The sequence below is a fragment of the Nostoc sp. JL34 genome (assembly GCF_017114945.1).
GTDB lineage: Bacteria > Cyanobacteriota > Cyanobacteriia > Cyanobacteriales > Nostocaceae > Nostoc.
The window spans coordinates 15753-38518 of record NZ_JABXKQ010000169.1; the positions used below are offsets into that span (position 1 = coordinate 15753).

Below are 22766 nucleotides of genomic sequence, written 5' to 3' on the forward strand. Positions count from 1 at the left end.
GACTACAAAACTTTCAAGCCATCGCCCTTCGGGAAAAAGTTTGTGATCTACTGATAGTTAAAAGGTGGTGATTTCGGGTATGTCGAGACGCGAAATTAGATTGGGCTTCACCCCGCTAAAGCGTCTCGACATGGATACCGGATATATTAAAAATCAGATCCGAATGAATTAATGAAACCCTGCACTAAGTTGACACCAATGTGCAGATGTACGCTTATACAGCCAATTCATGTGTGACAAACGATATTCCTTAACTATATTCATCCCAAACCACAGGAAAGGAATAATCTGAAAACCCCGAGAAATCATGATTTTCGCTGCGCGTTTCTTCATCCAGAACTTTGACAACTTTGTTATAAATATCTTGTGCTTGTTGCGGAGAATCACCGATGCTGGTTAATCCCAACTTGCCAAACTGCGAAAGGCAACCCATAAGATGAAACACTGTGCCCGTCTCTGTACCGCTGTCGAAGTGTAGTCTGTGGTGAGCGATGATATCCATCAAATCATTAGGCAATAATCCCTGATAGCGCTCTTTTTGCAGGTTGTCTGTGGCAATGTAGTATTTGGGACGACCTTGCTGACTATAAAATAAACCCGTGGAAAGGTCATAGCGACCATTCGTTAATAATTTCAAGGTCATGAATGGATGAGTTGTGCCGCCTTTACGCAGGTTAATTTCGATCGCCTGAATATCCCAATCTCCATTACCCTTGTCAACAGCGATAAAATCTACACCAAATCGCTCTAAAGTGCCTTTCTCTGCTAGCTGTCTGCCAACTTGTAGTCCCAGTTGCTGTAATTGCAATCGATATCTTTCATCAGCAGGAAAGCTACAACCAAGATAAATTTGACCGTCTGGGCCTCCAAGAATTTGGTCGTGGGTTGAAAGGATTTCTACTTCGCCATTGGGTGTGATCCGTCCTTGGACGCTGGGCGATCGCTTAATTTCCCCTTCCACAAATGCTTCGGTAATTGCCCCTAATTCCGGGATTCTTCCCGAAAAATTATCCCAAGTTTCTTGTCTTGCTTGAAAGCGCATTGTTGAGAAGCGATCGCTAATTGCTGCTACCCTTTCGGCATGAGTCCCAATGCTTGGTGCTAAATTCTTAATTGGTCTTAGATCCAGCAATGCATTCCCCTCTCCAGAAATGCCTTCGTTGAGTTTTACTACTACCCGTTTTAATGTCGGTTGGCGTTCCCACAAATCAACGGTAGCTTCTGTCAAATCTGTGTGGTTCCAAACTTTCTCGCTGCCATCTGGATGCGGTACTCCGCTTTCTTTGAAGATTTGCCGACTGCCACTTTTTGTCCCCCAAATCTGTAAATCTGGTGCGGCAGCATACAGAGGTACACCCAATTTTACAGACAATTCGCCTTCCCAGTGCGAAGAGTTATAACAGATCATAAATGATTTGTCTAGCCTCAAAGATTGATGAATCCGCTCTAGCAGGCGGGGGCGTTCTAAAATCTTTTGGCTCAGAGGCTTAAGGGAGGAATCGTAAGTAGAAAGTAGCAACAAGCGGTTGCGAGCATGAGAAAAGGGAATTCCTGGCAACAGTTGCAGATAATAATCAATGATACTAGGATGCAGCGGTACTGATGTCACATAAACCAGCCGAGTCCGGGGATTCTGCAACCGAATTAAGGAAAATAGTAATCTTTCTTCATAATGTTCGCAACCTTCAATCTTTTGAAGTTCACGCTGGTCGAGACTCAAGGAGGGAATAATTAAAATATCCGCTTCACTATTGTCAAATAACTCGATCGTTTTCCAGCGATCGCGCAGGGTTAATTGTAAGTGGCGAAACTTTTCAACCTGCTCTAACTCGGAAATATTTAGTGTTGCCATAACCCCTGCCCTCTAATGATCCCAATGTAGCGCACCCCGTAGCCTTTTGGACGATGTATAGTCGCCGTGTCAGGATTCAGATAGTTTTGCAAAAAAATTCAGGAAGTCCGCAAGGATAAATCAAACTATAGCAACCCGCAGAACGCCGACTTCTTTAATTTCTTTTCAGTCTTAAGGTTGAGCTAATTGCAGCTTACTTTCCCTCTAAGGAGCGATAAACTACAGCAACATAATAGCTAACTTTAAAGCAGATGAAAAAGATAAATTATTCATCACATGAGAGTTGTGTACTTATTTTTCATGGTCAGGTGTGAAGATAAATAAAGTAAGTTGCGTACAGGTGCTAGGAATAAGTAAGTTTGGCAAACATCCAGGATCTAAATGCCTAAAATTGCAAATTGCTAGTGAGAGTCAAAGCAAAAAATAAACCTTGGGTTGAATTTTCGATCCAAGGTTTATTTTTGAAATGGGGAATGGGAGAGATGAGAAAGATGGGTTTTAAGCAATGTCCTTTAGGAGTGCTGAGTGGAAAATCTCACTTAGCACTCGGAATTCCGAACTATTTTGCCCCATTCCCAATGCCCAATTCAATATTCAATTACAAAGGCAAAATCTATGGCTAAATCAAAAGAGCAAAAAGAGAAAAAAGAGCCAAAATTACAACCGCCACAGCAGCAAGAAACACCAGGCGTTGAATCAGAAATGACACCAAAACCCAAAGCAGATGATGCTCAGTATCGGGGTAGTGGTAAGTTACAAGATAAAGTAGCATTGATTACGGGTGCAGATAGTGGTATTGGTCGTGCTGTTGCGATCGCATTTGCTAAAGAAGGTGCAGATGTGGCAATCCTTTACCTGAACGAACACGATGATGCCAAAGAAACAAAACATTTGGTAGAAAAACAAGGGCGTCGTGCAGTAACCATTGCAGGTGATATTGGGAATGAAACTTTTTGTCAGCAAGCTATACAACAAACAGTTGGTGAGTTTGGCAAACTCGATATTCTCATCAACAATGCCGCCGAACAACATCCGAAAGAAAGTATTGAGGAAATCACCGAAGAACAACTAGAGCGAACTTTCCGCACTAATATCTTCTCGATGTTTTTCATGACTAAAGCTGCACTCAAGCATTTGCAAGCAGGCAGTTCTATCATCAATACCACATCGGTAACAGCTTATAAAGGTAGCCCTCAGTTACTAGATTATTCCTCTACAAAAGGTGCGATCGTTGCTTTTACTCGCTCCTTATCCAAAAATTTGGTGTCAAAAGGAATTCGCGTTAATGCTGTCGCACCAGGGCCAATTTGGACACCTTTAATTCCCTCAACTTTTCCCGAAGAGAAAGTTGAAACTTTTGGTAAACAAGTACCAATGGAACGAGCGGGACAACCAGAAGAAGTTGCTCCTAGCTACGTATATTTAGCCTCTGATGATAGTTCTTATGTCTCTGGACAAGTATTACATGTCAATGGTGGAGATGTTGTCAATGGATAAGTAGAATCGTTAGGAATTATTCAATTTTGGATTTTGGATTTTAGATTTTTTTAATCCAAAGTTCAAAATCCAAAAACCCTAAAATTTGGAATCATAAATTTTTATTTATTCACTCTTAACTCTACCCTCATTGTCATCCATTGGAGGGATGATTTAATGTCAAAATATTGATAATCTATCTAGCAGCAAACATTTAAAAAGTAATAACTACGTCTATGGCATCTCCTACACCACTGCATGGCACAGAACTAGTAGATTGTGCTAGAGCAAATGCTAAGCAAGGGATTGAAACTGCTGCTTATCAATGTGGCTATGGTCAAGACCTCAATAAATTTGCACAAGAACTCAGACAAGCTTGTGAAGAAATGAATTTACAAGTGAAGGAACTCAGCGGCTTGATTACTGAGCAAGACTTGATATTGCAAATAGGTACTGGCGAAATTGTTGCTCCAGATACGGAATCAGAATTGTAAAAGTTAAGTTAGTCATTTATCCTTTGTCCTTTGTCATTTGTAGTCTGTTATTCACTAATGACCAATGACTAATGATCAATGACTAATGACTCTTTTCATAACTTTAAAATTACTCGCGCCAAACTAAAATAAATCAAAACGCCTATTACATCAACTGCTGTGGTGATGAATGGTGTTGACATTAATGCCGGATCTAAACGGAGATAGCGAAATAGAAACGGCAGTGCTAAACCGGAGATCGAAGCTAAAAGAGAAATAGCTACCAGACTAGTGCCTACAGCGATCGCTACTTCTAATCGTCCTTGCAGAAAATAAGCCCAGACAGTAGCGATCGCACCTAACATTCCTCCCAACAATGCCCCTGCATAGACGCATTCGCGTAGCGTCTCGTAGAGAAGCGGCTTGTCGTCAGACATCGCTTCCCGGTCGATTACCTGCAATGCGCCAAGCGATCGGATTTCATCGGTGTTCATCCCACGAATCACCACTGTGGAAGATTGGGCCCCACATTACCACCAGTACCAGTCAGCAAGGGGATGAACGCCGTCAGTGTCACCACTTTTGCCAAATAGATCCTCTTGCGACTTAATAATCGTTCCTGTGATGGTATTGGTTACAAGTTAAAACTAATAACCATACAACCCGCTTCCGAGCAATTTCTAGTAAATTCATCTGAAAATAGTTGTCGCCCCCCGAATGCACATCACCACCCAAGGCATAGATATCCTCGGTGGTTTCTTGTTGGAGAATATCAATCACATCATCTACAGTCACAATACTTACTAGACGCTGTTCTCGATCAACCACAGGCACAGCCAGTTTGAACAAGGTTGCTGCCCCTAGTCTAGGGGAAAGTGGCATGTGCAACGTCATCAAACTTGTAATTTTTCCAACTTGGCGGTAGAAGGCAGGAGGAACCCACGGGCGACTACGTGGGATGTAAAGCAACACTGGAGGCGGAGCATCTCGTTGGCCCAACCTCTCGTAGAGAAGAGAAATTGTTGCGTGCGATCGCTGGATAGTCCACCTACAAAAGATTTACTCGAAAAGTCCGATCATTCGGGAACTTCAGCCAATTGTGTTCCCTAGCTTAAATATATGACTATTAGTCTGAAACCCAAAAATGTCGGGTCAAGATTGGGTAAAAAGTTAAAGGTGAAAGAGCAAGGAATAAAAGACCTTTGCTTCTTGTAACAATGATATAAATTGACAGTCAAAATGAAGTATGGATAAACAATACTTTTTCAAATCTTTAAATATTAGAATTTTTCTTTATGCAACTTTCATATAATTAATAACTATGCGGATAAAAAACATGGGATTATCCGGTATGTTGGCAATTTTTATTTAAAGATCATCAAAACTTTGATATTCCTTTAAAAAGGCATATATCAATGTGAATATTTAAACAAAGTTCCACAAAAAATATAGACATAACACCGCGATCTATTGTCAAATATGTAATTGATTAATCCCAGATCCATACGTAAGTCCATTATGTAAAATTTTGGCTGTTAATTACTTAAGTATGTAGCTGCCCCGATTTGGCATTACTTCGTATCAAGCTCATGCACCTGCACATCAGCGAGATTAGAAGCTCTAAAAAATGGTGATTTCTTATTTTTTATTAAATTCACCAAATTAAATCTACATACATCAAAAACTCAGAAATTTGTCGAAATCAAACCAAGATTAATTAAGGACTAATACACCCTTAAAGTAATCTATAGTATTTTTTTGTCATACACGTTTTTCTATGTATCTGCTTTCACAACAAATGTAAGAAAGTATGCAATCACATCAGAATATTTGATTTTAATGTTGATACAAATAGACAGCAAAGTAGTAGATAAGATGAGCAAAGGAGCAAACGGGTAAGAAATAATTTGTATCAGCAATTAAATGAAAGAATATCAGGATTAGTGAATATATTTATAGGCAAATAGCAATTTGCTTATAAATATGGTTTTGCGTTCATTACGCATTTTTTGTTGAAAACATTAAACTTAAAACTAATGCTAAAGCATTGATTATGGCATTAGTTTTAGAACTATTTTGAGGGATATATTTCAATGAATGAATTAAATAATCAACCGTTGTCAACAACTGCAAGTCCGATAAGTGCTGCTCAAACATCTACATCTGTTCTAGATCAGCCACCAGTCACCAGTCTTGCCGCTCGGGCTAGCGCCAGCGTGCTTTCTCAGGGAGATGGGTTGAAAGCAGAGTATTACGACAACATCGACTTCACCAACCTGAAGGTAACTCGCACAGATCCGACAGTGAACTTTACCTGGGGCGCGGGTTCTCCAGATCCGTCCATCGGTGCAGATACCTTCTCAGCGCGTTGGACAGGTCAGGTGGAAGCCAAGTACAGCGAAACTTACAACTTCTACACTACTAGTGATGATGGTGTACGACTGTCGGTGAATGGTCAACAAATCATCAATAAGTTTGTCGATCAATCTGCCACAGAATACAGTGGTTCAATCGCATTGGTTGCAGGTCAAAAGTACGATATTAAACTCGAATACTACGATAATACCTACTCTGCCGTTTCCAAACTGTCTTGGTCAAGCACTTCTCAGGCTAAGGAAATTATTCCCCAGTCCCAACTGTATAGTAATGTCAACGTCCCTGCTAATGGCAACGGACTCAAAGGAGAGTACTACGACAACATAGACTTTACCAACCTGAAGCAAACTCGCACAGATCCGACGGTGAACTTTAACTGGGGTGATGGTTCTCCAGACTCGTCCATTGCTCCAGATACCTTCTCAGTGCGTTGGACAGGTCAGGTGCAAGCCAAGTACAGCGAAACTTACAACTTCTACACCACTAGTGATGATGGTGTGCGACTGTCGGTGAATGGTAAACAAATCATCAATAAGTTTGTCGATCAATCTGCCACTGAATACAGTGGCTCAATCGCACTGGTTGCAGGTCAGAAGTACGATATTAAACTTGAGTACTACGATAATACATACGAAGCCGTTTCTCAACTGGCTTGGTCAAGCCCTTCTCAAGCAAAAGAAATTATTCCCAAGTCTCAACTGTATTCACCAGATGTTCAAACCACCATCACTTTAGGATCATCTTCCACGACTGTGAACGAAGGCGTTGGAGGTGTAACCGTGACCATACTTAGAAGTGGTGATTTAAGTAGTACGTCTTCGATCAAATATGCAACCATCGCTGGTACTGCCACAGCAGGGGTTGACTACGGCAGCGAAGGCGCCGAAAGCGCAGGAACACTTATTTTTGCGGCGGGACAAAGCAGCAGACAGGTATCCATTCCGATCAATGACGATTCTTTAGCAGAAGCAGATGAAACCTTTAGCTTTGTCATTGATCAGGCAGGGGGGGCAACACTAGGACTGCAAAGAACTCTCGGAATTACGATTCAAGATAACGATCGCTCTAGTCTCGACTTTACAGCGCCAGTAGTTACTGAGGGTAGCGGTTCTGCTACGGTGAAGGTTACACGGGGTAACGCATCAGGGGCTGCTAGTCTGGACTACATAACCGTGGATGGGACTGCGAAAGCGGGATCTGACTACCAGGCTCAGACTGTACCTAAAACCTTGAGTTTTGCAGCAGGAGAAACCAGTAAGAACATTGTTATCCCCATTATTGATGACAATGTTGGGGAATCAAATGAAACATTTACTTTGAAGTTTAGTAACGCAGTTGGACTCCAACTAACTAATCAACAGACAACTATCACTATTCTTGATAATGACTCTGGTAACTTTGCTTTAGAGAAGGTAGCTTCTGGTTTGAATCAACCCACAGCTTTTGACTGGACACCTGACGGTAACAGCCTGTTCGTTGCCCAGAAAAATGGGGTAGTGCGACTCATCAAAAACGGCACATTATTATCAACGCCATTTACTGATATTTCTGGAAAAGTAAATAATACTCGCGATCGCGGTCTGTTAGGCATTGCCGTAAATCCAAATTTTGGCAAAAATCCCAACGGCAACAACTATGTTTACCTGTTGTATACCTTCGATCCACCAGAAACTAATCCAAATAATGCTAAGAACAATCCCAATAGCACATTGGATAATCCCGATCAGAATGGGAATCGGACTGCACAGCTAATTCGAGTGACAGCTGACCCCAACACTAATTACACTACTGCAATTGCTGGTAGCGATGTTGTGCTGCTAGGCAAAAATGCCAGTTGGCAGTATATCAGCCACCCAGATGGAAATAGCACAGATGTTTCACTTGGCTATGCACCATCAGGAATTCTCAACAAAGATACTGGTAAGGCGTTTACCAGCTTACAAGATTATCTCAATAATCTCGATAAAGTCCAAAATGTCCAGGATTTTATAGCCAATGATAGTGAATCTCACTCAGTTGGTGCTGTACGTTTTGGTACTGATGGTTCTCTATTTGTGAGCTTAGGAGATGGCACTTCCTACAATGGAATAGACCCCCGAGCAATTCGCGTCCAAGATAAGGATAATCTGTCCGGCAAAATCCTGCGGATTGACGCAATTACTGGTCAAGGCTTATCAAGTAATCCTTTCTATAACGGTGATCCCAATAGTAATCGTTCCAAGGTTTATGACTTAGGTCTGCGTAACCCCTTCCGTTTCACAATTGATAAAAAGACCAATACCCCCTACATTGGTGATGTTGGCCTCACTACTTGGGAAGAGGTCAATGTCGGAAAACCAGGAGCCAATTTTGGCTGGCCATTCTATGAAGGTGGACTTGACGCCAATGGTAATATCGTCAGCCAGAAACAACCAAGTTATGGCAACCTAGATGCAGCGAAAGCCTTCTATAGTAGTGGCACACCTGTTACACCACCAGTTTACACCTACAAGCATTTTGGTTCCAATTCCATCGTCCTGGGTGACTTTTACACAGGTAATACTTTCCCCTCAATCTATCAAGGTGCTTTATTCGTTGGTGATTTCAGTCAAGCAACTATCGATGCTTTGACATTCGATAGTCAGGGCAAACTTGCCTCTGTTAAGCGGTTTGCGTCCCAAGCTGACAGGCCTAATCTAGGGGTAACTGCACAAATCACCACTGGGCCGGATGGTAATCTGTACTATGCAAACTTGACTGGAGGTGAGATTGATCGCTTCCGACCTGTTTAGAGATGACTTGAAGGAGGCAGAAAGTAAACTTTTGATCTCTGATTTTGAGTTTTGTACTTTGTACCTCATCTAGTTAAAAACTGCTATATCAGTTATCAGTGAACAGTTATCCGACTGTTCACTGATTTTGTTCAAGATAATTTCGTCAGAAATCCCAAGAATTTTTTGGTATTTGATGTCAGGAGTGTACGACGATAAGCATCAGCTGCTTTTTTAATCGCTTCGGCTTGAGTGGGATAAGGATGAATCACACTGCTTAACTTGCTCAAACCGATCTTATTCACCATTGCCGTAGTCAGTTCTGATATCATCTCACCCGCGTGACTGGCGACAATAGTTGCACCGATAATTTCATCAGACCCCTTTTTATGGTGGATTTTGAGAAATCCTGACTCTTCACCATCTGCGATCGCTCGATCTACACTACTAAAAGGTATCTCAATTGTTGTCACCTCAATACCCAATTTCTGCGCCTCGTGTTCATACAACCCTACGTGAGCAATTTCTGGGTCAGTATAAGTTACCCAAGGCATCACCAGACTACTGAGTTTGGAACGTCTCAAGCCAAAGGGAGAAAACAGCGTATTTTTAATTACAATCCGCGCCGCTGCATCAGCTGCATGGGTAAACTTCCAGTTCATGCAGATATCGCCAGCTGCATAAATTTTGGGATTGGTTGTCTGGAGGTAATCATTTACCTTTACACCTTGGTGCTTGTCGTATGCCACCCCCACTGATTCTAAATTCAAACCTTCCACATTTGGCGATCGCCCCGCACCGACTAAAATTTCATCGACTGTTACCGAATCTCGATAACCATTAGAAGAAAAGTAAAGCCGTTTCCCCTGAGTGACAGTTACCACTTCTTCCAATTTGGAATTTAGTACTACGCGAATTCCTTCGCTAATTAAAACCTTTTGGAGAATTTTAGCGGCTTCAGCGTCTTCTTTATTCAAAAGATGAGAACCGCTATGGAAAAGCACCACCTCACAACCCAAACGCCGGAAAGCCTGCGCTAATTCGCAACCAACGGGGCCGCCACCAATCACCGCCAAATGTTCCGGTCGTTGAATTAGGGAAAAAACCGTCTCATTAGTTAGATAACCCGCCTGTTCAATTCCTGGAATCGCCAGTTGTGCAGGTCTTGCGCCAGTTGCAATGACAGCTTTTTTAAACTTGAGGGTTTTGTCGCCAACTTCCACGGTATTTTTACTCGCAAATTTACCGCTACCCAAAAAGACATCGACACCCAAGTTTTGAAACCGTTCCGCCGAGTCATTATGGCTGATATCAGCCCTGATTCGCCGCATTCTGGCCATGACTTTGGAAAAATCAACATCAATATTATGTTGGGGAATATTAACTCCCAAGTCTTTAGCATTCAAGATTTCGCCAACGACGCGGGCAGACCGAATAATAGTTTTAGATGGTACGCAACCAACATTTAAGCAATCTCCACCCATGAGATGTTTTTCAATCAACGCCACCTTTAAACCCAAATCTAGACCCGCAGCGCCCGCCGCCACTACTAATCCTGCCGTACCAGCCCCAATTACTACCAAGTCGTAAACATCGGCGGGTTGAGGATTAACCCAATTTGGTGGATGGACGTAAGACACCAACTTTTGGTTATACTCGTCTATTGGGCGAACTGTGACTCTCTCTAAATCTGAATTGGTCATTGGCAAAACCTCTTTTAAAATTAAGAATCCCGATTAATTTAGGCAGCTCAGTCTTTTATTTTTTATGCTTGTTTAATAATGAATACAGCCTTTGAATTGTTTTGTCCGTTTGGGAATTGACAGATACGATTAAAGCTTTCCTGTATAAACGTCCACCTCTACAATTCTTCTTCTAAAGCTTTGCGGGCAATCCGGGTTACATAAACTGTCACAGTAATTGTTGCAATCAAACCCAAAATCCGAATTGCCCATTGTAAAGTCGAGTTGGTAGGTTGAACCTCAGTGCCAATCATGGCCAGATTACCTGCAAGGGAACCAATATAAACGTACATGATGGTTCCGGGAATCATGCCTAGAGAACCGATGAAGTAATCTTGAAGTGAAACTCCCGTGATGCCAAAAGCATAGTTCAGCAAATTGAAAGGAAATATGGGGGATAGTCGCGTTAACAGGACAATTTTTAATCCTTCTTTACCTACCGCTTGGTCTATCGCGGCAAATTTTTTATTATCTGCAATTTTCCGAGCAACCCAGCCCCTTGCTAAATAACGTCCCACAAGGAAAGCAGCAGTAGCGCCAAGGGTTGCACCGATAAACACGTAAAGAGAACCCAAAACTGCACCAAAAATCACCCCAGCTCCCAAGGTGAGGATAGAACCTGGGAAAAAAGCAACGGTAGCGATAATATAAAGGGCAATAAAAGCTATGGCTCCCAAAGCACCCAAGCTATCAATCCACAGTAAGGCGTTCCGTAAAATTGCTTGGGGATTAAAAGAATTTGGATTTGCAGATTCTTGTGCCAAAGCCGAGTCTGTGTTTAATGAGAAAACACTCGCGAATATCACTAATGTTAATACACTGAGATTAAAAAACTTCTGCAAATTTCTGGTATCAATACTTTTAGATATCTGAATGATTGTTAGTTTTTTCATGGGTTGTTATTTCTTCTATTGCTACACTTTGAGCTAATGCTTTCTGAGCAACTTTTGTGATATACACAGTTACAGCAACGGTAGCAATCAACCCAACCACTCGCATTATCCATTGCCAGACTTGAGTTTCTGGAGTAATTGGTTGATGAGAGGTGTTAATCATGGCAAGATTACCAGCTAAAGAACCAATATAAACGTACATCACAGTACCGGGAATAATGCCGAAGGAACCTAATATATAGTCTTTGAGAGAAACCTGTGTGACTCCAAAAGCATAATTTAATAAATTGAAGGGGAAGACGGGTGAGAGACGAGTTAGTAAGACAATTTTCCATCCTTCTTTGGCAACTGCCAAATCAATCGCTTTAAATTTAGGATGTTTTTCCATTTGTCGAGAAACCCAATCCCGCGATAGATAACGTCCAATGAGAAAAGCCAAGGTTGCTCCAATTGTTGCAGCAATTAGCACATATATTGAACCCCAAAATACTCCAAATAGACAACCACCTTTGAGCGTTAAAAGAGAACCAGGTATAAATAGTAATGTTGCCAAGTTATAAATGACTATGTAGGCGATAGGCCCTAAAGCACCAAGACTGTGAACCCAAATGACTGAGGTCTGTAAAAGTCCCGGAATGTTTAACTGTTTAGCAGCAATTACAAGAGTGACAATCAGGCAACTTAAGAATAGTAGTTTGAGTTTGGAATTTACTAAATGCTTTTTCATTTTTATAAGTTGACCTTCTGAGGCTCGATGTTGACCTTCTGAGGCTCGATGTTGACCTTCTGAGGCTCGATGTTGACCTTCTGAGGCTCGATGTTGACCTTCTGAGGCTCGATGTTGACCTTCTGAGGCTCGATGTTGACCTTCTGAGGCTCGACGTTGACCTTCTGAGGCTCGACGTTGACCTTCTGAGGCTCAACTTTAAAACTTATACCTCAAATCCAATGCCCCTAAGATATACCACCTAAATGAGAAACAGCTTAAAGCCTCTTAAATTTTTCTCGACGATACCAGCTAAAAATTCGTTCAGGTGAAACACCGAGCAAATAAGCAATAATTACTATTTGATTAAGCAGCGTAGTTTTCAATACTCCCTTTTGCAACCATCTCCGGGCTGAGGTGACAACTGGTGTAGGAATAATTACAACACGTCCGATGCGTTTTAGACGACGCATGAGTTCAAAGTCTTCCATGATAGGCAATTCGGAAAAGCCGCCTATTTGCTGAAATATTTCCTTCGTTAAAAAAATTGCTTGGTCGCCGTATGGCATTTGGTAAAAATGCGATCGCACATTTACTCCCCACTCTACCCATCGTAAACTTAAACGTGACGCATCAATCCGCAACTTAAAAGCACCAGCCACAATCCCAGGCTGTTGTAGCGCTGTGCGAATCATCTCATCAAACCCAGCAGGTAAACGGGTATCTGCATGGAGAAATAACAGAATCTCACCGCTAGCCGCTACAGCACCCGCGTTCATTTGCACAGCACGACCGGGAGATGATGAGATAACTTTGACATTTAAAGACTGAGCGATCGCTACAGTATCATCACTAGAGCCACCATCGACTACAATGACTTCTATATTTAGATTGGCTTGAGTAGTAGCAATGGCTTTTTGAATATTCCCCGCTTCATTAATAGCCGGAATAATAATCGAAATTTTAGCTGCGTCAATACTCTCACTCATGATTGCTGAGTTTTCTTTTCCGGTTGGTCAGGAAACGAACACTCTACCGTTATCTTAAGATTGCTTTCAGCCGTGCCTTTAGTCACGTAAGGTATACCTGCTTCACCGCCAACTTTGATGCCAAATTCTAGAGTGACTTTATCAATATTAGCTACAGGGATTTTCTTAAAAGCATTGAGTGAATAAACAGTGTAAGCCCGAATTGTACCTTCAATTGCTTGGAAATTTTGCACTATCTGTTTTTGTGCAGCATCAGCATTCCATCCCTTATCAATTAGCGCTTCTTCTTCTCCCTCTGGAGAAACTTCGGTAATGACTGGTGGTGCATCTACGTTATTTGTGGCTTCAATGTAAATAATCGTGCCATCTTCTAACTGAATAGGTGTGAGTTGAGTCATGGATAATCTCGCCTAAAAGAATTGCGTCTAGGGTAGTCCAGCGGTGCTTATCTACAAAATTTTACGGAAAATGCGGTAAATTTCTTGTAGAAGCTGGAAATAATTCGGCACAACTATCATAGGGCTTTGCAGGATGAGTCGAGACGCTTTGGTGGTGGGAATTAATACGTATGACCGCTTAAAATGTCTCAACGCACCAGCTGCCGATGGTGAAGCGATCGCTCAAATCTTACAACAATATGGTGAATTTCGGGTAACGCGGCTACCAGCAGTCAAAGACAAGGAAAATGAGACGATTCGCATTGGTAAGCAAACTAAAGTTAGTTTAACTCAGTTAGAAAAAGCAATAGTGCAATTGTTTAAACCAGATGGAAAGCCGCCAGACACAGCGCTACTGTATTTTTCCGGTCATGGATTGCGGAAAAATTTAGGAATTCAGGAAGGCTTTTTAGCGACGAGTGAAGTCACCCCTGACGGGGGTAATTGGGGATTATCTTTGCAATGGCTGCGGCGACTGCTGCAAGAAAGTGAAGTAAGACAACAAATTGTGATTTTGGATTGCTGCTATAGCGGAGAAGTGCTAAATTTTGCAGAGGCAGATCCAGGCGATCGCGGTAAAGGCAGAGACAGATGTTTTATTGCGGCTTCTCGTGATTTTGAAGTTGCTTTTGAAGAGATTAACAGCCAACACAGCGTTCTCACCGCCGCACTGCTTCAAGGTTTGGAACCAAAACAAGACCGTTGGGTGAGTAACTACACTTTAGTAGACTTGCTCAATCAAGAACATCACCCGTTTCCCCAGCGTCCAATTTTTGCTAATTCTGGTGAAGCAATTAATCTCACCCGCAAATGGAATTCCTCTCCTGTTAACCCCACAATACAGATATCAGCGATTTGTCCTTACAAAGGATTGTCTTATTTTGATTGCACAGAAGCAGATGCCAACTTATTTTATGGCAGAACAGCGTTAACCGACGAATTATTAGAAAAAGTGCGATCGGGTAATTTACTCGCTGTGTTGGGAGCATCAGGAAGTGGTAAATCTAGTGTTGTCAGAGCAGGTTTACTTTATCAATTACAGTTAGGACGTAGGTTATCAGGTAGCGATACTTGGCAGTTGAAAATATTTCGACCAGGGATTAACCCCTTACAAAATTTAGCACTGGCATTTGTAGAATCAAAATTATCGGATATTGAACGCGCATCTCAATTGGCGAAAGCAGAAGAATTAATAGCTAGAGGTGCGGTCGGTTTAGGACAGTTGATTACTGCTGCACAAACTCAGCGCGTAGTGTTAGTGGTAGACCAATTTGAAGAAACTTTTACTCAATGTCAAGACATTACAAAAAGACAGCAGTTTTTTGAATGTGTGTTAGGTGCTTTGCAACGGGATGACAATAAACTCTGCCTCATAATTACAATGCGGGCTGATTTCTTTGGTAAATGTCTGGAACAAAAATATGGTGGACTAGCTAAGAAAATTCAAGAGCATTTAGTAACAGTAACCCCGATGAATCGGCAGGAATTAGAAACAGTAATTATCAAACCTGCCCAAGAGGTGAACTTAGCAGTAGAACCGGAATTAGTTTCTCAAATGATTGCAGATGTAGAAGATTCACCGGGGAGTTTACCGTTGTTGCAGTACACGCTAACAGAACTATGGAAGCAAAGGACTGAGGAACGGTTAACCCTGACTACCTATAGCAAACTAGGTGGAGTCAGAGGAACCCTGCAAACACGCGCTACAGAAGTTTATGAGTCATTATCACTTGAGGAACAGCAAGCAACAAAGCGGATTTTTTTAGAATTGACGCAGTTAGGAGAAGGAACAGAAGATACGCGTAGACAGGTTGTGCAACGAGATTTAGTTACTTCACAGCATCCAGAAGTTGTGATTGTGATTAATAGAATAATTCAACGGTTAGCTGATGAGAAGCTAGTTGTCACCAGTACCTTATCTAATAAAATTGCTGTGGTAGATGTGGCACATGAAGCACTGATTCGCCATTGGTTGCTATTACGCAAATGGATTGAAGAAAGTCGGGACATACTGCGACAAAAGCGGAAAATTGAAGCGGTGGCTGTTGAATGGCGAGATAGGGGATGGGTTAAGGATTATCTCTTTCAGGGGAAGCGGTTAAAAGAGGTAGAAAATTTTCACAAGCAACAAACTGAAAATTTAAGATTATCTGACCTAGCTATTGAGTTTATGCAAGCAAGTGTCAGACAAAGATGGAATAATCGCTTTCAGTTAATTGCTTTTTTCTTAATTATCCCGCTGGGTTTATTAGGCACAGCCATTGAGAAACAGAATAGGATAGGCAAACTTTGGCAAATTTTTTATACTGCTAAAGAAAGGAGTGATATTAATGAAAGCACTACAGCACTTTACTCGCTGATCTACGCTGGTGAGAGTCTAGCTAATAAAAATTTCAGGGATACCAACCTCAGCTATTTTGATCTCAGCGGTGTCATCCTCAGATATAGCGACCTCAGATATAGCGACCTCAGATATAGCAACCTCAGCCGTGCTAATCTCAGCTATGCCAAGCTCAACAGTGCTGACCTCAGCCGTGCCAACCTAAACCTTGCCTACCTCAGCGATGCTAACCTCAGTGCTGCTACCCTCAGCAATGCCGACCTCAACCGTGCCAACCTCAACCGTGCCAACCTCAGGGATGCCAATCTCAGGGGTGCCTACCTCGACAGTGCCAACTTCAGTCATGCCGACCTCAGGGGTGCCAAACTCAGCGGTGCCAACCTCAGTTATGCTGACCTCCCCTGTGCCAACCTCAACAGTGCCAACCTCAGCGATGCCAACCTTAGCGGTGCCAACTTCAACAGTGCCAACCTCAGCGATGCCAACCTCAGCGGTGCCAACCTCAGGAGTGCCTACCTCAGCGGTGCCAACCTCAGATACGCCAAAAATCTTACTCCTGAGCAAGTTAAATCTGCTAATAGTTGGGAGTATGCAGAATACAACAAGGATTTTCGTACCAAACTCGGTTTAACACCAGAACCAGCTAAGTGAATACTTTCGGTTGCGTTTTTACTTCTACCCAATCCCGCAATGCAACTTTTTGCAAACTTTTCCTACATTATTATTCGACTAAAAGTAGTTGTTTTGCGGTCTTCTTTGCGTTTATGGGCAAAATAAAAAGATTTATTTGTCAGAGCGAGCAAAGCGATCAGAGATTGCTTTGCTGGCAATGAGTTTTTATAATTAAGCGATCGCACCAAACAAAGACAAACCCTGCATCTAGTCTGAAAAAATGGTGTTCAAGAGCGATCGCACTTTTTGGAGATTGCTTTGCTGGCAATGAGTTTTTATAATTAAGCGATCGCACCAAACAAAGACGAACTCTGCATCTAGTCTGAAAAAATGGTTTTAAAGAGCGATCGCACTTTTTGGAGATTGCTTGGCTGGCAATGAGTTTTTATAATTAAGCGATCGCACCAAACAAAGACAAACCCTGCATCTAGTCTGAAAAAATGGTGTTCAAGAGCGATCGCACTTTTTGGAGATTGCTTTGCTGGAAATGAGTTTTTATAATTAAGCGATCGCAGCAAACAAAAACTAACCCTGAAGTAGCTTTTGCGAGGTCTGCATCTAATCTGAAAAAATGGCATCAAAGAGCGATCGCTTGACTCTGAAATTCATTGCCAGGATGTCTTGATACAATTGGTCTGTGCTAGTAATGATGATTTTGCCATCTACCTGAAGTTTCTTGATGACTGCTAAGGTTCCCTTAACATTTAATCCCAGTCGAGTTGCTTCTTTTCTGGCTGCGAAGTCATCTAAAATTATGTAGTCTGTTTGTAATTCAGTGCCTAAAGCAATGGCCTCTGATTCTCCTCTCCCTAGTCGCATATTTAGGCGATTGGCCAAGGAAAATAATTGAATTTCTTTAACTAATATTTTGTCGGCATCAATTAAAGCTTTTACTTGCTGACTAGCTGCATCAGATTTAGCACTGATTTCTTCTGCAATAAAATTTGGCAAATAAAAGTCATCGGCAGAATCTAGAAAAATATCGAGAAATTCCAGACGCGATAAAAAGATTAATGGAGAAGAGTTAAAAACAACCTTCACACACCCTACCAATCCTTTTCTATAGGGATATCTTGTACAGTCAAGTAGGAAAATTCCAGCCCCATAAAATCTAATAGCTTAACAAATACATCAGGCTCTATTTCCATGATTTCTGCGGCTTTTTTCAAACTAATAACTCTCGAAAATAACGCCCCTATCACAAACAAAAATGTTTCTTTTTCCTCAATATTATTGAATAATGGAATTTCTGAGGCAACACTTCTTAATTCTTCCTTACTAGTCATAAGTATTTCAAGCTATCGACTGAATATCCTCTAAATTATCCCAAACTTCTGCAAGCGATGTCTAACGATAAGCGAAATAGGCGATTATAAACTGCACGCCAGTCGCTCATGGAAAGCCACTTTATTGCAACTGAGTTAATACGTTTAGATGTTCCTGCAAGTGATATTGTCTTGGCTTGTCAGCCTCCAGAAGTGAAGAAATACACTGAGTTTCCAACGGTTTAAAGCAGCAAAGCGGATTCAAATTTAAGGAGGGTTAGGGATAATCAAGCCTTAACCCAAGTGTATTTGCAGATAATTAACTGCGATTATCTATCTGAGCGCGTTGCAAACTTCCAGAGAAGTCAACATAAACACTTTTCCATTCTGTGAAAACATCCAAAGCAGTAGTTCCAGCTTCGCGGTGTCCGTTACCGGTTTGTTTCACACCACCAAAGGGCAAGTGTACCTCTGCGCCAATAGTGGGGCCGTTAATATAGGTGATACCTGCTTCGATGTCGCGCATGGCAGTAAAAGCCCGATTGATATCGCGGGTATAAACTGAAGAAGAAAGACCATAATTGCTATCGTTGAGAATTGCGATCGCTTCCTCAAAGGAGCTAACCTCAATTAATACCACCACTGGCCCGAATATCTCTTCACGCGCGACGCGCATATCAGGAGTTATATCATCCAAAATAGTTGGTTGAAAGAAGTAACCGTTTTTCAACGAGCCTTCACTAGCAATTTCTCCACCAATTAAAACCTTTGCTCCTTCCTCACGAGCAATATCTAAATATTTACTCACCTGTTGAAGTTGCTTTTTATTGACTATTGGGCCAATATCTGTATCAGAGTCAGTGCCAGCACCCAAGCGTAACTTACTGGTACGCTCATAAAGCATAGCGGTAAACTTTTCTTTGATATCACGATGCAAAATCAGCCGACTGGTAGCCGTACAGCGTTGCCCAGTTGTCCCAAATGCTCCCCATACTGCCCCATTGAGAGCAAGTTCTAAATCGGCATCCTCCATCACCACTTGAGCGTTTTTACCACCCATTTCCAAACAGACACGCTTGTGAGTACGTCCGCAAGTCGCGCCGACAAAAGCACCTGTTTCTGAAGAACCGGTAAACGACACTAAATCTACATTGGGATGCTCAACTAAAGCTTTCCCCGCCTCTTCTCCCACACCATGCACCAAGTTAATTACTCCTGGTGGTAAACCTGCTTGTTGAAAAATTTCAATTAATTTAGTTGCACAGGCGGAAGTATCTTCAGCAGGTTTGAGGATAACTGTATTGCCACACACCAAAGCTGGCATAGCTTTCCAGCAAGGAATTGCCACAGGGAAATTCCAGGGAGTAATTAAGGCACAGACTCCGATGGGCATCCGCACAGTCATGGCAAACTTGTTGGACATTTCTGAGGGTGTGGTTTGCCCAAATAGTCGCCTTCCTTCGCCAGCACTGTAAAAGGCGCAGTCAATACCTTCTTGGACATCTCCCCTAGCTTCCGTCAAGGGTTTACCCATTTCCCGACTGATTAACTGGGCAAGTTCTTCTTTATGCTGGAGTAATATTTCCCCAACGCGAAAGATGTATTCTGCCCTCGCAGGGGCCGGGACTGTGCGCCAACTTCGGTAGGCTTTACGGGCTGCGGCTACCGCTGTATCTACATCCTGAACTTGGGAACGGGGAAATGTGGCCACGACTTCGGTTTTGTCAGCAGGGTTGCGACTTTCTAGGGTTGCTTCTCCTACTGCACTCAACCATTGGCCATCTATATAATTGCGGCAAGATAGCGGAGTTGTCATTTTGAAAATCTCCGGCTGATGATCTACTGAAACTTATGTATTAAGTTTGCTTGCTTTCTAGGTTATCCTCAAGTTTAGGAAATTGGCATAAGAAGCAAATATCGATATAAAAATTAAGGCACGAAGGCCAACACACCTACAGGAGAACCAGAACCACCACGTAACCTAAGAACTGCGATCGCTAGAGTAGTACCTTTAGGTGGTAGTTGATCCAAATTGGTCAGATTCTCCAACACAATCCGCGGTTGTTCTAAAACTAGGCGGTTAATCGCAAAACTGTTATCCTGCCCAGGGTCTACACCATGAGTATCAATTCCTACCCCAGCTATTTGCCGTTCATTAAGTAAAAATTGAGTGGCATCGCTGCCAAAGCCTGGAAAGTGGGGAATTCCTTGAGCATCATGATTGAGGAATGCACTTTTGTCAGACCACTTTTTTTGCCAACCAGTATTCAGTATAACTACGCAACCGGGAGAAATTTCACTATATTCTTTTTCCCAAGCCAAAACATCAGCAATAGTCAGGGCATAATCAGGATTAACCACTGTAGCTTGGCAAATATTTATGACCACCGCAGGTACAACCAAAGACTGGGCTGGGTATTGATCAATTCCCACAGCAGAACTATGAAAACTGTTAGGGGCGTTAATATGGGTAGCACTATGTTCCCCCAAGGAGAAACGCCGTAGGTAATAGCCATCATTATTTAGTTCAGCCACAGTTTCAAATTCTACTGTAGGATCTCCAGACCATTGGGGAATATCTATGTCAATTACATGACTTAGGTGGATAACGCGTGTGTAGGTGATACTATTTTGACTTTGGGGTTGTATCATCCCAGCCTTCTATGTTTTTTAGTCAATTGAACTGCAACATTACTACTCCTAGTTCCCTATAATAGGAAAATAATCCCCCCAATTCCTATAATTTTTAGGTTTTTGGGAGGAATTCAAATGTTGCAGCAAAAAGTGAATTAATCTTAGTTAACAACCAATAGGTTAATTTTTGGTTAAGCTTAGGTTAAGGTTGCGTGATGTCTACGTTGAGGGTTGCTCCTGTAGTGGAATCATAATCACAAACTCGGCACCTTGTCCTGGTGCTGAAATACACTGGATTTGCCCACCATGTTTATTGACAACAATCTGGTAGCTAATTGACAAACCCATACCCGTGCCTTTACCTACAGGTTTTGTAGTGAAGAAAGGATCAAATAGGAGTTTGCGTACTTTCTCAGTCATGCCTGGGCCATTGTCAGCAATGCTAATGATTACACAGCCTTCTTGGATGAGGCTGCGAATGCGAATTTGTGGAAAAGTCATTTGTCCTTGGGAGGCAGTGCGTTGGACGGGTTTCCCGGCTTGAAGCAACTGCCGTTCATTTGTCCTTCGTTCAATGTTGTTTACTAATGACAAATGACTAATGACAAATGACTCTTCTAAAACATCGATCGCATTTGTCAACAAATTCATAAACACCTGATTCATCTGTCCAGCGTGACACACGACTGGTGGTAGGTTGCCGTAGTCTCGAATTACTTGGATTTCGGGATGTCCTGGTTTGGCTTTTAGGCGATTTTGCAACAGGAACAAAGTGCTATTCATACCTTCATGAATATCTACTGCCTTCGCACCATCTTCATCAAGGCGAGAAAAATTGCGTAAAGATAGGACAATCTGGCGAATGCGTTCGGCTCCCATGTTCATAGAATCCAGGATTTTGGGCAAATCTTGCTTGAGAAAGTCTAAATCAATAGCGTAGATTTGTTGGTGAATCTCTGGTGTTGGTGGGTAGTAGTTTTGTTGATAAAGTTCTACCAAGTGCAGCAAATTCTTGGTATATTCACGGGCGTGGCTAATATTGCCGTAAATAAAATTGACGGGATTATTGATTTCGTGGGCAATACCTGCAACCAATTGTCCTAAACTGGACATTTTTTCAGTTTGAATCAGTTGCGCTTGAGTTTGTTGAAGTTCTAGCAACGTCGCTTCTAGTTGCTGGGCTTTATCTTGGGCAGTTTGGGCAGCAATGCGACTTTGGGTGTAAAGTTTAGCTTGGTCAATGGCGATCGCTAGTTGAACTGTAACTGCTTGTAATAATTCTACTTCGTTATCCAGCCAAGTCCGAAAGCCACTACAATAACCACAGCTAAATGCACCTATTTCACCAGATTGCGTATGTACAGGCAGTGATATAAAGGCAGTAAAACCAAAATCCTGCAAAAACTGCCGTGCTATGGAATCGCCCACAGTCTCTACATCATTTATTTTTATATATGCAGCAATTCCTCTTTTACTGTAAATAAATTTAAAAAATGCTGAAGTTATGATTAAGATTAACTTCAGCATTTTGGTGAAATATAAACTATCCATGTGTCAGGTAAGTTGTTTGACTTTGTTTCTTCTTAAAATCACTAGTAAATTCATTTTAGCTATGTAATTGCATTGCCCAAAAACCTGATTTTGCTTCACGAAAACTATATGATTCACTGTAAAGCGTTTACGTCTTTATCAGAAATTCATAATCCTCAAGAATTTCACACCAAATAAATATTGATTTTTTATCAAGAAGAATTCAGCATGAATTAGAGTCTTGGCGACTAGAAGTCGCGGCTACACAGACAAAACTCACTTCCGTGGGTTTAAAATTTTTTGCTTAGGCGGATTTGGCTTGTGTAGTCGCGAATTATATTCCAATACGCTTGGGTTAACCCCAGAAACCTTGTATTTTAAGGACTTACGCAAAAACTGTCTAAAACTCTTATTTCTTAAACCAGGTGTATAAAAGGGTTTAATACCCACATCTCTACTAAGCAGTCTCCAATGATTTAGTGGTATAAAAACCCACTTTAGTCATTCGAGAACCTGGCTTCTGACAAATGTATTGTTTTTTATTTTTCCCAAAAAAACCCGATTTTTCAAAATTGTCTTGACCGTTCAAAATACCTTATACCCAAATCGCAAATTAAATGAGAGAAATGC

At 41.8% G+C, this 22766-nt stretch carries 17 protein-coding genes and 2 pseudogenes; 5 read left to right on the forward strand and 14 right to left on the reverse strand.

Features of this window, described 5'->3' with window-relative positions; genetic code table 11:
• Positions 1-250: 250 nt before the first annotated feature.
• Positions 251-1852 (reverse strand): peptide ligase PGM1-related protein, encoded by a 1602-nt coding sequence (locus tag HWQ44_RS30470; protein WP_292725762.1) that lies wholly within the window; start codon positions 1850-1852, stop codon positions 251-253.
• A 615-nt stretch (positions 1853-2467) separates the two neighbouring features.
• Here HWQ44_RS30470 and HWQ44_RS30475 point away from each other — a divergent pair.
• A complete protein-coding gene (locus HWQ44_RS30475; protein ID WP_292725763.1) occupies positions 2468-3349 on the forward strand; it encodes an SDR family oxidoreductase in 882 nt (293 codons plus the stop codon).
• Positions 3350-3564: 215 nt separating this feature from the next.
• A complete protein-coding gene (locus HWQ44_RS30480) occupies positions 3565-3822 on the forward strand; it encodes a hypothetical protein (RefSeq protein WP_292725764.1) in 258 nt (85 codons plus the stop codon).
• A gap of 95 nt (positions 3823-3917) precedes the next feature.
• Here the strand turns inward: HWQ44_RS30480 and mgtE are convergent.
• Positions 3918-4641, reverse strand: a pseudogene (mgtE, locus tag HWQ44_RS30485) (magnesium transporter); the annotation flags it as partial.
• A gap of 1253 nt (positions 4642-5894) precedes the next feature.
• Here mgtE and HWQ44_RS30490 point away from each other — a divergent pair.
• On the forward strand, positions 5895-8948 hold the full coding sequence (locus tag HWQ44_RS30490; protein WP_292725766.1) for a PA14 domain-containing protein: 3054 nt from the start codon (positions 5895-5897) through the stop codon (positions 8946-8948).
• A 131-nt stretch (positions 8949-9079) separates the two neighbouring features.
• Here the strand turns inward: HWQ44_RS30490 and HWQ44_RS30495 are convergent, their stop codons facing one another.
• The 5 genes from HWQ44_RS30495 to HWQ44_RS30515 form a co-directional block, all read right to left on the reverse strand.
• On the reverse strand, positions 9080-10630 hold the full coding sequence (locus tag HWQ44_RS30495) for a mercuric reductase (protein ID WP_292725767.1): 1551 nt from the start codon (positions 10628-10630) through the stop codon (positions 9080-9082).
• Positions 10631-10788: 158 nt separating this feature from the next.
• Positions 10789-11562: a TVP38/TMEM64 family protein gene (locus HWQ44_RS30500; RefSeq protein ID WP_292725768.1), complete on the reverse strand. Its 774-nt coding sequence runs from the start codon at positions 11560-11562 to the stop codon at positions 10789-10791.
• The gene (locus tag HWQ44_RS30505) at positions 11531-12289 is read right to left on the reverse strand and encodes a TVP38/TMEM64 family protein (protein WP_292725770.1); all 759 of its coding nucleotides are present in this window, start codon (positions 12287-12289) and stop codon (positions 11531-11533) included. The genes HWQ44_RS30500 and HWQ44_RS30505 overlap by 32 nt, the downstream gene beginning before the upstream one ends.
• 257 nt (positions 12290-12546) lie before the next feature.
• On the reverse strand, positions 12547-13257 hold the full coding sequence (locus HWQ44_RS30510) for a TIGR04283 family arsenosugar biosynthesis glycosyltransferase (protein WP_292725772.1): 711 nt from the start codon (positions 13255-13257) through the stop codon (positions 12547-12549).
• Positions 13254-13655, reverse strand: coding sequence for a CU044_2847 family protein (locus tag HWQ44_RS30515; RefSeq protein WP_292725774.1), 402 nt, complete (start codon positions 13653-13655; stop codon positions 13254-13256). Before HWQ44_RS30515 ends, HWQ44_RS30510 begins: the two co-directional genes overlap by 4 nt.
• A 133-nt stretch (positions 13656-13788) precedes the next feature.
• Here HWQ44_RS30515 and HWQ44_RS30520 point away from each other — a divergent pair, with 133 nt between their 5' ends.
• Positions 13789-16686: a pentapeptide repeat-containing protein gene (locus tag HWQ44_RS30520; RefSeq protein ID WP_292725776.1), complete on the forward strand. Its 2898-nt coding sequence runs from the start codon at positions 13789-13791 to the stop codon at positions 16684-16686.
• A gap of 157 nt (positions 16687-16843) precedes the next feature.
• Here the strand turns inward: HWQ44_RS30520 and HWQ44_RS30525 are convergent, their stop codons facing one another.
• From HWQ44_RS30525 to HWQ44_RS30540, 4 genes are read right to left on the reverse strand one after another with little or no spacing between them, the layout of a single operon-like run.
• Complete coding sequence (locus HWQ44_RS30525) at positions 16844-16975, reverse strand: hypothetical protein (protein ID WP_292725779.1); 132 nt, start codon at positions 16973-16975, stop codon at positions 16844-16846.
• A 49-nt stretch (positions 16976-17024) separates the two neighbouring features.
• Entirely contained in the window at positions 17025-17225 is a 201-nt protein-coding gene (locus HWQ44_RS30530; protein WP_292725781.1) for a hypothetical protein, read from the reverse strand.
• A gap of 40 nt (positions 17226-17265) precedes the next feature.
• On the reverse strand, positions 17266-17748 hold the full coding sequence (locus HWQ44_RS30535) for a DUF3368 domain-containing protein (protein WP_292725783.1): 483 nt from the start codon (positions 17746-17748) through the stop codon (positions 17266-17268).
• Positions 17749-17753: 5 nt separating this feature from the next.
• Positions 17754-17993 (reverse strand): hypothetical protein, encoded by a 240-nt coding sequence (locus HWQ44_RS30540; protein WP_292725784.1) that lies wholly within the window; start codon positions 17991-17993, stop codon positions 17754-17756.
• 108 nt (positions 17994-18101) lie between these two features.
• On the opposite strand from HWQ44_RS30540, the gene HWQ44_RS30545 reads away from it, so the two are divergent.
• Positions 18102-18218, forward strand: a complete 117-nt coding sequence (locus tag HWQ44_RS30545; protein WP_292725785.1) for an element excision factor XisI family protein — start codon at positions 18102-18104, stop codon at positions 18216-18218.
• A 73-nt stretch (positions 18219-18291) separates the two neighbouring features.
• On the opposite strand, the gene HWQ44_RS30550 is transcribed toward HWQ44_RS30545, so the two are convergent.
• The 3 genes and pseudogenes from HWQ44_RS30550 to HWQ44_RS30560 all read right to left on the reverse strand — a co-directional run.
• Entirely contained in the window at positions 18292-19788 is a 1497-nt protein-coding gene (locus HWQ44_RS30550; protein WP_292725786.1) for an aldehyde dehydrogenase family protein, read from the reverse strand.
• A gap of 113 nt (positions 19789-19901) precedes the next feature.
• Positions 19902-20624, reverse strand: coding sequence for a cyclase family protein (locus tag HWQ44_RS30555; protein WP_292725787.1), 723 nt, complete (start codon positions 20622-20624; stop codon positions 19902-19904).
• A 201-nt stretch (positions 20625-20825) separates the two neighbouring features.
• Positions 20826-22058: pseudogene (locus HWQ44_RS30560) on the reverse strand (ATP-binding protein); the annotation flags it as partial.
• Between the last annotated feature and the right edge of the window lie 708 nt (positions 22059-22766).